Origin of the sequence: Roseobacter denitrificans OCh 114 (genome assembly GCF_000014045.1) — a bacterium.
Lineage (GTDB): Bacteria > Pseudomonadota > Alphaproteobacteria > Rhodobacterales > Rhodobacteraceae > Roseobacter > Roseobacter denitrificans.
Map to the genome: position 1 here is coordinate 1,737,488 of NC_008209.1, position 11,951 is coordinate 1,749,438.

An 11,951-nucleotide genomic window follows, 5' to 3' on the forward strand; every position below is an offset into this window, starting at 1 on the left:
AATTTCTGTGGATCGAGACTTGAACCGATCAGTTTAGATCCCATATCTATGTTAACACCTTAAACATCGGGAGGCTTCAAATGGCCAATTACGCAAATCTGCCGGCCCCGACGCCGGAGGGCGGTTTGAACCGCTACATGCAGGAAATTCGCAAGTTCCCGCTGCTTGAACCGCAAGAAGAATACATGCTGGCAAAGCGCTGGGTCGAAGAACAGGATACGGAGGCGGCCCATAAGATGGTCACTTCGCATCTGCGTCTGGCGGCAAAAATCGCCATGGGCTATCGTGGCTACGGATTGCCGCAGGCCGAAGTCATATCAGAGGCGAATGTCGGCTTGATGCAGGCGGTGAAACGGTTCGATCCGGAAAAAGGGTTCCGGCTGGCCACATATGCGATGTGGTGGATCCGCGCGTCGATTCAGGAATATATCCTGCGGTCCTGGTCGCTGGTAAAGCTGGGCACGACATCGGGTCAAAAGAAGTTGTTTTTCAATCTTCGCAAAGCCAAAAACAAGATTGGCGCGCTCGAAGAAGGCGATCTGCATCCCGACAACGTGGCACGTATTGCAAAGGACCTTGGTGTAACCGAGACCGAAGTCATTTCGATGAACCGGCGCATGTCAGGCGGTGATGCTTCTCTCAATGCGACCGTCGGGTCCGAAGGCGAGGGGACGATGCAATGGCAGGACTGGCTCGAGGACGAGGATGCCGATCAGGCCGGTGATTACGAGGCGCGCGACGAGTTGGAAGCGCGGCGCGAACTGTTGGCAGACGCGATGAGTGTCCTGAATGACCGGGAAAGAGATATCCTTCAACAGCGCAGGCTGTCCGAGCAGACGGTGACGCTCGAAGACCTCAGCGCCGAGTATAACGTCAGTCGTGAACGTATCCGTCAGATCGAAGTGCGCGCCTTTGAAAAGCTGCAAAAGAAGATGCGCGATCTGGCCAAGGAAAAAGGCATGCCCGTTTCGGCCTGACCCTTGGGAACCTGCGTTTTTCGCATTGGTTCAACGGCGTACCTACCATCCCGCGTCTGACTCCCCCCTCACGGGTCAGACGCCGCAAACAAAACCGCCCGGCCCCTGATCGCAAGGGCCGGGCGATCCTGTCTTTGCGGATTACTCTTCCATCGCTTCCAACTCGTCGATGAAGCCTGAAATCATGCTCAGCCCCTTGTCCCAGAACGCAGGGTCGGAGGCATCCAGACCGAATGGCGCCAGCAATTCCTTGTGGTGCTTTGAGCCACCTGCTTTCAGCATGTCGAAGTATTTTTCCTCAAATCCTTCGGTGCCTTCCGCGTAAACGGAATAGAGCGCATTCACGAGCCCGTCGCCAAAAGCATAGGCGTAGACGTAGAACGGCGAATGCACGAAATGCGGGATATAGGCCCAGAAGGTTTCGTATCCGTCCATGAATTCAAACGCCGGTCCGAGGCTTTCGGCCTGCACGGACATCCACAACGCGTTGATGTCATCGGGGGTCAATTCGCCACCGCGCCGCGCATCATGCAGTTTGCACTCGAAATCGTAAAAGGCGATCTGGCGCACGACCGTATTGATCATATCCTCGACCTTGCCCGCCAGCAGGACTTTGCGTTCCGCGTTGTCCTTGGCGCCGTCCAGCATCTTGCGGAAGGTGAGCATTTCGCCAAACACGCTGGCCGTCTCCGCCAGTGTGAGCGGTGTGGACGACAGCATCTCCCCCTGTCCGGCGGCCAGAACCTGATGGACACCGTGCCCAAGCTCATGCGCGAGGGTCATCACATCGCGTGGTTTGCCGAGGTAGTTCAGCATGACATAGGGGTGCACATCGGTGACGGTCGGATGCGCAAAAGCACCGGGTGCCTTGCCGGGCTTCACGCCTGCGTCGATCCAGCCCTTGCTGAAAAACGGCGCGGCGATCTCGCCCATGCGCGGATCAAAGGCGGTATAGGCCTCCATCACCATGTCTTGCGCCTGATCCCAGCCGACGATGCGGTTGTCCTCCAGCGGCAGCGGCGCGTTGCGGTCCCAGACCTGCATCTTGTCGAGGCCCAGCCATTTGCGCTTGAGCTCGTAATAGCGGTGGCTGAGTTTCGGATAGGATTTCACCACCGCGTTGCGCAGCGCTTCGACCACTTCGGGTTCGACCTGATTGCTCAGATGGCGGCCTTGCTGTGGGCTTTCCATGCCGCGCCAGCGATCCGCGATCTCTTTTTCCTTGGCCTGAGTGTTGTGCACGCGGGCAAAGGTTTTGACGTTCGCGCCGAAGACATCCGCCAACTCGCGCGCGGCGGCTTCGCGTTTGGTGCGGTCCGGATCCGTGAGCAGGTTCAGTGCGCCCTCTATGTTGAGCGTCTCACCGTCAACATCGAATTCCAGCCCGGCGATGGTTTCGTCAAACAACCGCTCCCAGGCATCGCCCACCACGCCGAGATCATGCAGGAACTTCTCCAACTCATCACTGAGTTGATAGGGTTTCATTGCGCGGATGCGATCAAAGATGGGTTTATAGCGCGCAAGATCGCCATTATGCGCATAAAGCCCGTCAAGATGATCATCCGCAAGCCGGTTGATCTCCAGCGTGAAAAATACCAGCGGCGTGGTGAAATTGGTGATCTTTTCCTGCAGGTCGGACATGAATTTGGCCCGCCCGGCATCTGTGGTGAGTTGGTAATACCGCAGCCCGGCATAGGACATGATCCGCCCGGCGATCTGGCTGATTTTTTCGTTGCGCAACACGCATTCAAGAAAGCCCGCAGCGTCGAGGGTTTCCAGATTGCCCTCGTAATCCGTGGCAAAGCTGGCGCAGGCCTGTTCCAGCCAGTCCAGATCGCGTTTCAGTTCGGGCGCATCCTCGCCGGTATAGAGATCGTCGAGATTCCACTCGGGCAGATCGCCCAAGGGATCAGCCGCGCCTGAAGCATTTGCATCGCGCACCGGAAAGGGAAGTTGAAACATGAAAGACCTCGTTTTGAATTCCTGTATTACCTAGGCCGCAGCAGGGCAGGGTACAAGCAAGCAGATGTCATTATCTGCGCAAACATAACGCTTTGGCGGCGCCCGAAATGTATAGAAAAGAGCCGGAAACTCGTTAAACTGCATTCGGGGAAAACAAACGACAGGGCCGTTCCGGTATCTGTTGCATGACCATAAGGGAGAACCATTCATGAGTAATCAACCGATCGCAATCGCCGCAGGCGGCATGGTCATTGGCGTACTTCTTGCCGTGGCAATCAGCGGCTCGCGCGTGGATACGAAGATATCCAACGCGCTGGAGCGTGCTGAAGGAGCCACCAGCAGCGCCGTGACGGATGCAACGGAGGCCATGGCGGCACAACTCGCCGAGCTTGAGGCGCGCCTGAGCGATGGCGCAGCGGCAGCATCTGAGGAAGCAGAGGCCCGGATTGCCGCGCTCGAGGAAAGCTTTGGCGCGCAATTGGCTGCCCTGTCCGAAACGGCGGCGGCGCAGGCCGGTGAGTTCGAAGCTGCGCTGGCCGAGTTGGCAGCGGCGGCTGTGGCGCCTGCCGCGGCACCTGAGGTCGAAACACAGATGCCCAGCCTGAACGCCATGGGTGTGGGAGAGACGGCAGTCTTTGCCGAAGGCGCGGTCAGGGCCTTTGTCTCTTCCTTTGACGCCGCGGCGAATTCCGCCAAGCTGAGCGTAAACGGAGAGATGGTAACGCTGGATGCCGGGGCATCGACCACCGTATCCCTCGAAAGTGGCGACTGCGCCGTGTCGGTGGTTGGGGTAAGTGATGCAGGCGTTGAGGTCGGCTCGGATTGTAGCATGTCCGAGATGTCAGCCGCTGACGTGCCGCCAGCCCCTGAAGAAGGCTATACACCTGGTTCCGTTGCGCTTTTGTCTGACGGGGCGTTGCGGGTATTCGTGTCCAGCCTTGCACAGGACGGCAGTTCGGCGCGGATCGCAGTCAATGGGATCGACACGCAAGTGGTTGATTCCGGTGCCTCGATTGAGGTCGCGGCAGGCGATCAGACCTGCAATGTGACTGTCACCGGCGTCGGCAATGGCATGGTCGGGCTGGAGGGTGCTTGCAACTAAAGCGCCATGCGAAAACCCTCGATCACGTAACGCTGCCTGAAATCAAGGATTTCAATGCGTTACGTGGTACTGGGTGTACCATGTATTTCGTCAGAGGCTCTGGGCCTTAGCCATATAATTCAAGCATCTGCTTGAGGTCATCCAGCGTATTGGCCTCTTGCAGGGGTTTATCCTGTCGCCACCGCGCCATGCGGGGAAAGCGCAGCGCCACGCCGGATTTATGGCGTGGGCTGGCCTGAATGCCTTCAAATGCGATTTCAAAGACATGGTGCGGCGTCACTTGGCGCACCGGGCCAAAACGCTGCAGCGTGTTTTTACGCACCCAAGCGGTAATGGCGCGGAATTCGGCGTCGGTCAGGCCGGAATAGGCTTTGGTGAATGGCACGAGGTCATTGCCATGGCGCACCGCAAAGGTGAAATCGGTGAAGAGATTCGCGCGCCGCCCATGCCCGGCCTGCGCATAGATCATCACGGCATCAATCGTCAGTGGATCAAGTTTCCATTTCCACCAATCCCCCTTTTTGCGTCCCACCAGATAGGGGCTGTCGGCGCGTTTCAGCATCACCCCTTCGGCCTGTGCCTCGCGCGCAGCACCGCGATGTTGCGCGAGACTGTCCCAGTCTTGAAACGAAAGCTGGGGGGATTGTTTTACCGGCGCCGTTGCCGGCAGGGCCGTGCAGGCGTCCTGCAGGATCGCGCGCCGTTCCGCAAAGGGGCGTTGGCGGATATCCACGCCCTGCCATTCCAGCACATCATAGGCGTGCAGCACGACAGGTGCTTCTGCGAGCAGCTTTTTGGGCACCGTTTTGCGCCCGATCCGTTTTTGCAGCGCATTGAAACTGGACGGCGCGTCGGCACCCGCCTCCCAGACCAGCAATTCGCCATCCAGCACGGTGCCTGCCGGGAAAAAGTCAACCGCCTGCGCCAGTTCCGGAAAGCGGTCCGTCATCAACTCCTCGCCGCGCGACCACACGAAATATTGCCCGTCGCGCAGGATCAACTGGCCGCGAATGCCGTCCCATTTCCATTCCGCAACCCAGTCTGATGGGCTGCCGAGGTCTTCAACCGCCCCTTCCAGCCCGTAGGACAAGTAGAACGGATAGGGGCGCGAGGCATCCGCCATCGGGTCGTCCGCCTCGATCAGGGCGTCCCATGTGGTGTCATCCGGGTGCCAGTTGCCCATCAGGCGATGCGCCAGTTCGGTTTCGGGCTTGCCCGTGGCCTTTGACAACGCGCGGGTCATCAGCTTTTGACTGATCCCAACGCGAAAACCGCCGGTGATCAACTTGTTGAACACAAAACGCTCCGTGCCGCCGAGGGTTGCCCATGCGTCCCGCACGAAGGCTTTGCGTTGCGCATCGTCCGCCTCTGACAAGGCGCGCAAGGCGGTGATCCAATCGGACAGGGGTGTGTCGTTCGTGCTGGTGGTGTCGGGTAGAACCAAGGCGATCGTTTCGGCCAGATCGCCGACGATCGGATAGCTTTCCTCGAAGAGCCACAAGGGAATGTCGGCCGTTTCCGCTGCCCATTCGCGCAACTTTGAGGTTGTGACCGCCCGTTTTGGCCTGCGACCGGAAAAGAGCGCGATTGTCCACAGCCGGTCCTCTTTCGGGGCCTTGGCAAAATAGGACGCAAGTGCCGCCGTTTTGACGGTGGTCTTGGTGCTCTGGTCGATCGCATTGAAAAGCGCTGCGAATTCTTTCACGGTTCTGCCTCGCTTTCGTCGCTCTCACCGCCAAACTCGGTGGGAACCACCTGCGCATGCCACCCGTTCTCGCTGAGGTAGCGGGCAAAGATATCCGTATAACCGTGCGTGACGTATACGTTTTCTGCCTCTGTGGCCTTGATCGCACTCAGCAATCCGTCCCAATCGGCGTGATCCGAGATGACAAACCCCCGATCGCCGGACCGGCGGCGGCGCACGCCGCGCAATTGCATCCACCCGCTGGCAAAGGCGCTTTCACTGGGGCCAAACCGCTTGGCCCATGTGCTGCCCAAAGCTGACGGCGGGGCCACGACCAGCGCGCCGCGGTTCGCCTTGGGGTCTGTGTCTTTCGTCAACTGGGTTGTCTGCGGCAGCACGATGCCCTGTCCGCGCAGAACCGCGTTCGTTGCCTCAACCGCGCCATGGGTCAGGATCGGGCCGATGGAAGGGTCCAGCATGCGCAACAGCCGCTGCGCCTTGCCAAGCGCATAGGCCCCCAGAAAAGCGGTCTTGCACGCGGCGGCGCATCCTTGCCACCATGCATTGATGTCCTGCGCGATATCGGGCTGGGGCCGCCAGCGAAAAACCGGCAGGCCAAAGGTCGATTCCGTGATAAAATGGTGACAGCGCTGCGGCTCGAACGGTTCGGACAAACCGTCGTCCTCAATCTTGTAATCGCCGGATGCGACCCAGATTTCGCCCGCGACGCTGACTTTGATCTGCGCGGAACCGGGAACGTGGCCTGCGGGATGAAAGGATACCTCGGCCGCGCCGATTTGCTGCACCTCCCCGTAGCGGATGCCCTGACAGGTGATGTCGCCGAGCCTGTGTTTCATGACCGGAAGCGCCTGTTCGGTGGCCAGATAATGGCCGTGACCGCTGCGCGCGTGATCTGCATGGCCATGCGTGATGAGCGCACGCGCGACAGGACGCCACGGGTCAATATGGAAATCGCCCGCTGCGCAGTAGATACCCTTGTCGGTAAAGGAAAGGACCGGTGTTTTCGACATCTGCTTAACCTAGCAACAGAATGTCCAATGCCCAGAGGCTAAACCCTGTCTGTTCCAAGAAACAGGTCGGTTATCTGATCGAACAACCCCGTTGTCACCTGCGCGCTTTCCATCAGGACTTCGTGCTCTGCCTCCGGTACGATTTCGAGATGCCCGCTTTTCCAGCTTTGCATGCGCGTGTGAATAGCGGAGATATCGACAATACGTTCATTGCTGCCCAGCAGCGTGATACAGGGCAGGTCGGGTGCCGCGCGGCTGGCAAGGTGGCGTGTTTCCAACAGTGCTTCACGCAGCCAGACATAGCTGGGACCACCCAGCGTCAGTTCCGGATGGGCGATCAACTGCTGGCGCATGATCTCGAACTGTGCCGGATCGCGGGTCAGTACGTTGTCGTCAAACCCGTCGGTGAGCACGTGGTGTTCCATTTTCGTGCCCGGCGGCAGCCTGTGGCCCTGACCGATGCGCGGCATGGCATGGCTCAGTATCCAGGCGGCGGGTTTGAGGTGGGGGGCGATCTTGATCCCCCACATCGGGCCGCTGAATGCAACAGCACTGACGGGGAGGCCCTCAATCACCGCGCGCAGCCCGATCGCCCCGCCCATTGAATGCGCAAGCAGATAAAACGGTCGGGGCAGGCCCAACGCGCGCGCCGCCCGCATCATGGCCGCGACATCCTTTTGGTAATCTGTGAAATGCTGCACATGCCCGATCACCGGATCATCAAGCAGACGGTCCGCAAGGCCCTGACCCCGCCAGTCCACGGCGGTGCTCGCCAGACCGCGCGCGCCGAGCGCCTTGGCGATCTGGCCGTATTTTTCAATGTACTCCGTCCGCCCCGGAAAAATCAGCACCGTGCCCCTGGCCGCTTGCAGGGGCCAATGGCTCACACGGATGCGGATATCATCCGATGTCGACACCCAATAGGCCGCCGCGTCGTCGGGACCATGCGCTATGTCGCCAAAATACGGGGCGGGCGGAAGGGGCATCAGCCCAAAGCAGCCGCGAGTTGCATCGCCATTGCCATATCGCCGTCGACCGTCAGCTTGCCGGTCATGAAGGCCCCGGTCGGGTCCGTTTCACCGTCAAGAATTGACTGAAACGTCTCCGCATCGGCGGTGAGCGTCACATCCGTGTCCTCATCCCCGGCGCGGGCGCCCGAACCATCGACGATGATGGCACCTTCGCCGGTGATGTCGAACTTGGCGGTGCCCGCAAACTCGGAACCAGCCAGTTTTTCATTCAACCGCGCAACGGCACCGTTCACAATATCGCTCATTTTATAGACCCTTTTGCCTTATCTGCCCGCAAGCTCTGGAATTGGCCCGCATGGCTGTTACATTGACACATGTTATGGCCATGCACGCGCAGATTCTCAAATTTATCGTTACGGCACTTTTTGTCGTCCCTTTGTTTTTAGCACCGGCTGAGGCACAGACCAGCGAAACCGACCTGCTGGCGCAATTGCAGACCGCGCCGGAATCAGAGGCCAACCGGCTGGAGCGTGAACTTGCGCTGATCTGGGATCAATCCGGATCAGCCGCCATGGACCTGTTGCTCAAACGCGGTCGCGAAGCCTTGGAGGATGAGGATAATGCCCGCGCGGTCGAACATCTCTCCGCGCTGACCGATCATGCGCCGGAGTTTGCCGAAGGCTGGCACGCGCGCGCAACCGCCCTTTATCGCGCCGGATTGTATGGCCCGGCTTTGGATGCGCTGCATCAGGCGCTCTTGCTCAACCCGAACAACTTCAATGCAATCTTTGGCCTTGGGGTCATGATGCGTGAATTCGGCGATCTGGACCGTGCGGCGCGCGCATTTGACCGCGTGCTCGAATTGCATCCGCATCACAAACGCGCGAAAGCAGCGAAAGAACAAATGGCCGTGCAAGGACTGGGGCAGACACTCTAGTCAGGTTTGAGCAAGGGAAACGCCGTGACAGGTGACAAAAGGGTCGTGGCCGTTTTAGGCCCGACCAACACAGGCAAAACAACCTATGCGATTGAGCGTATGTTGGGACACAGAACGGGTGTCATCGGATTGCCGCTCAGACTGCTGGCCCGCGAAGTCTATGACCGATGCGTTGTCGCGCGGGGCCCGTCTGTGGTGGCGCTGGTCACTGGCGAAGAGCGGATCGTACCGCCGCGCGCGCAATATTGGGTTTGTACCGTCGAGGCGATGCCCGAGGGCATGGGCTGTGACTTTCTTGCGATCGACGAGATCCAGCTATGCGCCGACCCGGAGCGGGGGCATGTCTTTACCGACCGGCTTTTGCGCGCGCGGGGCCTGCATGAAACGCTGTTTCTTGGGGCGGATACGATGCGCGGACCGATCCGTGCGCTGGTGCCCAATGCCGAATTCATCCAGCGCGAACGCATGTCGACCTTATCCTATATTGGTCCGAAAAAGATAAGCAGGATGAAGCCGCGCAGCGCAATCGTGGGGTTTTCGGTTGAGAATGTATATGCCATTGCGGAGCTGATCCGTCGTCAGAAGGGCGGCGCAGCGGTCGTGATGGGCGCGCTGAGCCCGCGCACGCGCAATGCGCAGGTGGATATGTATCAAAACGGAGAGGTCGATTATCTGGTGGCAACAGATGCCATCGGGATGGGCCTGAACCTTGATGTGGATCACGTCGCGTTTTCCTCATTGACCAAATTTGACGGGCGCAGGATGCGCCCCTTGGCGCCGAATGAGCTGGCGCAGATTGCCGGGCGGGCCGGGCGTGGCATGAAAAACGGCACCTTTGGCGTGACGGGGGACGCCTCCGCACTCGATGACGGGACCGCGCAGGCGATTACCGATCATCGTTTTACCCCGCTGAAAAAGCTGAACTGGCGCAATCATGCGTTGCAATTCGGCTCGATCGACAGGTTGATCCAGACGCTCGAAGCATCGCCCGACGATGAAATCCTTGTCAAAGCACGTGAGGCAGACGATCTGCGTGCGCTCAAAAGCATCGGGCAAACCGCAGACATCATGGCGCGTTGTACGGATGGGCCGTCGGTCCGTCTGCTGTGGGATGTGTGCCGAATCCCCGACTTTCGCGGCATCAGCAGCGCGGAGCATGCCTCCCTTCTGGAGCAGATTTTCGGCTATCTGCATCAATTGGGCAAAATTCCGGATGATTGGATGGCGCGCCAGATCGACCGGATCGACCGAACGGACGGTGATATTGATGCTTTGTCAAAAAGATTGGCGTTTATTCGCACATGGACCTATGTCGCGCAGCGCAAAGGGTGGACAGATGACGAAAGCCATTGGCGCGGGCATGCGCGTTCTGTAGAAGACAGATTGTCGGATGCGCTGCACGAGCGTCTGACCCAAAGATTTGTAGATCGGCGCACATCCGTGCTTTTGCGCCGGCTCGGCCAGAAGGAAGCCATGGTGGCAGAAGTATCGAATACCGGCGAAGTGACCGTTGAAGGTGAATACGTTGGAAAACTGGAAGGTTTCCGGTTCAGTCAGGACAAGGGCACAACCGGCGCCGAAGCCAAGACGATTAAAACGGCGGCCTTGCAGGCCCTCGCCCCGCAGTTCCACCTGCGCGCGGATCGGTTTTACAACGCGCCCGACACGGAAATAGACTTTACCGAGCAGGGGGGTCTGATGTGGGGCAAGGATGCGGTGGGCAAGCTTGTCGCCGGGTCTGATGCGCTCAAGCCTCATGTTGAGGTGTTCGTGGATGATGTGGCCGGACCGGAAGTTGCGCAAAAGGTGCAGCGGCGGTTGCAGCATTTCATTGACCGCAAGATCGCCGCCTTGTTCGAACCTTTGATGAACCTCAGCCGGGATGAGACGCTGTCGGGGCTGGCGCGCGGCTTTGCCTTTCAGATGGTCGAGGCCCTTGGCGTTTTGCCCCGCGCTCAGGTTGCGGATGAGGTCAAGGCCTTGGATCAGGATGCCCGCGGCGCGTTGCGCAAACACGGTATTCGCTTTGGCCAGTTCACGATTTTCCTGCCTTTGCTGCTGAAACCTGCGCCGACGCGTTTGCGTTTGGTGTTGTGGTCGCTGTCCCAGGGGATCGATGCCTTTCCCGAAGCGCCACCGCCCGGGCTGGTGACAATCCCGGTCGACAAGGATGCACCGGCAGGGTCTGACACGATGTCGGGCTACAGAAACGCGGGCGAGCGGGCGATTCGCATCGACATGCTGGAGCGGCTTGCGGATATGCTGCGGGCGGAGAACACCCGAGCAGGTTTTGAGGCCAAGGCAGATATGCTGTCGATCACGGGGATGACACTCGAACAGTTCGCCGACCTGATGCAGGGCCTCGGATATAAGGCCGCAAAAGGCGAGCGGCCCAAGGTGAAAGCCGTGGTTGAAACCCCAGCGCCGCAATCGGGCGTGCCAGATCCGGAGGGCGGAGAAGCATATGAGCCGGATGGGCCAGTTGCTTCAGAAACCGGAGACAACGCCGCCGCCTCAGGCCCTGAAACCGTCGAGACCACGGAAGCAGAAGCTGCAACGCCCGCGCGTGAACCTGCCGGGATGGCAGAGCCGGAGGGTGATGCAGAGGTTGAGACCGAGGTATTCTATACCTTTACCTGGGGTCGTGCGCCCCGGGCACAGGGTGCTCAAAACCGGCGCGGTGGCGAGGGTGCGCAAAACAAGGGTAAGCCCGGGCGCAAAGGCAAGAGAGGCGCGCCGCAGGGCGACAAGCCGAGGGGCGGTCAAAAATTCTCTGCCCGTCCGCCCAAGCCCGAAAAGAAAATCGACCCCGACAACCCGTTTGCGGCCGCGCTGATGGGGTTGAAGGACGGCAAGTAAGTGGCTGACAAGCTGCGGATCGACAAATGGCTGTGGCACGGGCGGTTTTTCAAAACCCGCTCGCTCGCCGCAACGGTTGTTGCATCCGGTGCGGTGCGGGTGAACGGTACACGCACGCAAAAACGCAGCCATATGGTGGTTTCGGGCGATGTTCTGACCTTCCCGCAAGGCGACGATATCCGCGTGATCCGGGTTGAGGCGCTGGGGACGCGTCGTGGCCCCGCACCCGAGGCACGGGCCCTTTATACCGACCTGTCACCACCTGAGCGCCGCACGCGGGACGAAACGCCGAAAAACCCCTCATTTGAGGGAAAAGGTCGTCCCACAAAGAAGGATCGTCGCACCCTTGATCTTTCTCGTGCCCGGTCTCTTGAATGATTCTAATCTGTCATTTAGCAAGCGGTTAGCTATTCTATTCGGAAAGAGGG

At 59.5% G+C, this 11,951-nt stretch carries 10 protein-coding genes; 5 read left to right on the forward strand and 5 right to left on the reverse strand.

The window, feature by feature from the left end; all coding sequences use genetic code 11:
• Positions 1-80: 80 nt before the first annotated feature.
• Positions 81-977 (forward strand): RNA polymerase sigma factor RpoH, encoded by an 897-nt coding sequence (rpoH, locus tag RD1_RS08370; RefSeq protein ID WP_011568049.1) that lies wholly within the window; start codon positions 81-83, stop codon positions 975-977.
• Between the two features lie 141 nt (positions 978-1,118).
• Here rpoH and RD1_RS08375 read toward each other — a convergent pair whose 3' ends face one another.
• Complete coding sequence (locus RD1_RS08375) at positions 1,119-2,939, reverse strand: M3 family oligoendopeptidase (RefSeq protein ID WP_011568050.1); 1,821 nt, start codon at positions 2,937-2,939, stop codon at positions 1,119-1,121.
• Between the two features lie 208 nt (positions 2,940-3,147).
• Between RD1_RS08375 and RD1_RS08380 the strand changes: the two genes are divergently transcribed.
• The gene (locus RD1_RS08380) at positions 3,148-4,041 is read left to right on the forward strand and encodes a hypothetical protein (protein WP_011568051.1); all 894 of its coding nucleotides are present in this window, start codon (positions 3,148-3,150) and stop codon (positions 4,039-4,041) included.
• Between the two features lie 106 nt (positions 4,042-4,147).
• Here the strand turns inward: RD1_RS08380 and RD1_RS08385 are convergent, their stop codons facing one another.
• From RD1_RS08385 to RD1_RS08400, 4 genes are read right to left on the reverse strand one after another with little or no spacing between them, the layout of a single operon-like run.
• Positions 4,148-5,746 (reverse strand): ATP-dependent DNA ligase, encoded by a 1,599-nt coding sequence (locus tag RD1_RS08385; RefSeq protein WP_011568052.1) that lies wholly within the window; start codon positions 5,744-5,746, stop codon positions 4,148-4,150.
• Entirely contained in the window at positions 5,743-6,756 is a 1,014-nt protein-coding gene (locus RD1_RS08390) for a ligase-associated DNA damage response exonuclease (protein ID WP_011568053.1), read from the reverse strand. Before RD1_RS08390 ends, RD1_RS08385 begins: the two co-directional genes overlap by 4 nt.
• A gap of 38 nt (positions 6,757-6,794) precedes the next feature.
• Positions 6,795-7,742, reverse strand: a complete 948-nt coding sequence (locus RD1_RS08395; RefSeq protein ID WP_044033022.1) for an alpha/beta fold hydrolase — start codon at positions 7,740-7,742, stop codon at positions 6,795-6,797.
• Positions 7,742-8,032, reverse strand: a complete 291-nt coding sequence (locus RD1_RS08400; protein WP_011568055.1) for an SCP2 sterol-binding domain-containing protein — start codon at positions 8,030-8,032, stop codon at positions 7,742-7,744. The genes RD1_RS08395 and RD1_RS08400 overlap by 1 nt, the downstream gene beginning before the upstream one ends.
• A gap of 50 nt (positions 8,033-8,082) precedes the next feature.
• Between RD1_RS08400 and RD1_RS08405 the strand changes: the two genes are divergently transcribed.
• Genes RD1_RS08405 through RD1_RS08415 form a run of 3 tightly spaced genes read left to right on the forward strand, consistent with a single transcriptional unit; the run spans position 8,083 to position 11,901 of the window.
• Positions 8,083-8,664, forward strand: a complete 582-nt coding sequence (locus RD1_RS08405) for a tetratricopeptide repeat protein (protein WP_081432920.1) — start codon at positions 8,083-8,085, stop codon at positions 8,662-8,664.
• 24 nt (positions 8,665-8,688) lie between these two features.
• Positions 8,689-11,523: a helicase-related protein gene (locus RD1_RS08410; RefSeq protein ID WP_011568057.1), complete on the forward strand. Its 2,835-nt coding sequence runs from the start codon at positions 8,689-8,691 to the stop codon at positions 11,521-11,523.
• A complete protein-coding gene (locus RD1_RS08415) occupies positions 11,524-11,901 on the forward strand; it encodes an RNA-binding S4 domain-containing protein (RefSeq protein ID WP_011568058.1) in 378 nt (125 codons plus the stop codon). It abuts the gene before it with no gap.
• Positions 11,902-11,951: the final 50 nt, after the last annotated feature.

Excerpts from the sequence above, each read along its gene's own strand:
- RD1_RS08375 (WP_011568050.1), bottom strand. The coding sequence starts at position 2,939 with ATGTTTCAACTTCCCTTTCCGGTGCGCGATGCAAATGCTTCAGGCGCG.
- RD1_RS08400 (WP_011568055.1), bottom strand. The coding sequence starts at position 8,032 with ATGAGCGATATTGTGAACGGTGCCGTTGCGCGGTTGAATGAAAAACTG.
- RD1_RS08380 (WP_011568051.1), top strand. The coding sequence starts at position 3,148 with ATGAGTAATCAACCGATCGCAATCGCCGCAGGCGGCATGGTCATTGGC.
- RD1_RS08395 (WP_044033022.1), bottom strand. The coding sequence starts at position 7,742 with ATGCCCCTTCCGCCCGCCCCGTATTTTGGCGACATAGCGCATGGTCCC.
- RD1_RS08390 (WP_011568053.1), bottom strand. The coding sequence starts at position 6,756 with ATGTCGAAAACACCGGTCCTTTCCTTTACCGACAAGGGTATCTACTGC.
- RD1_RS08405 (WP_081432920.1), top strand. The coding sequence starts at position 8,083 with ATGGCTGTTACATTGACACATGTTATGGCCATGCACGCGCAGATTCTC.
- rpoH (WP_011568049.1), top strand. The coding sequence starts at position 81 with ATGGCCAATTACGCAAATCTGCCGGCCCCGACGCCGGAGGGCGGTTTG.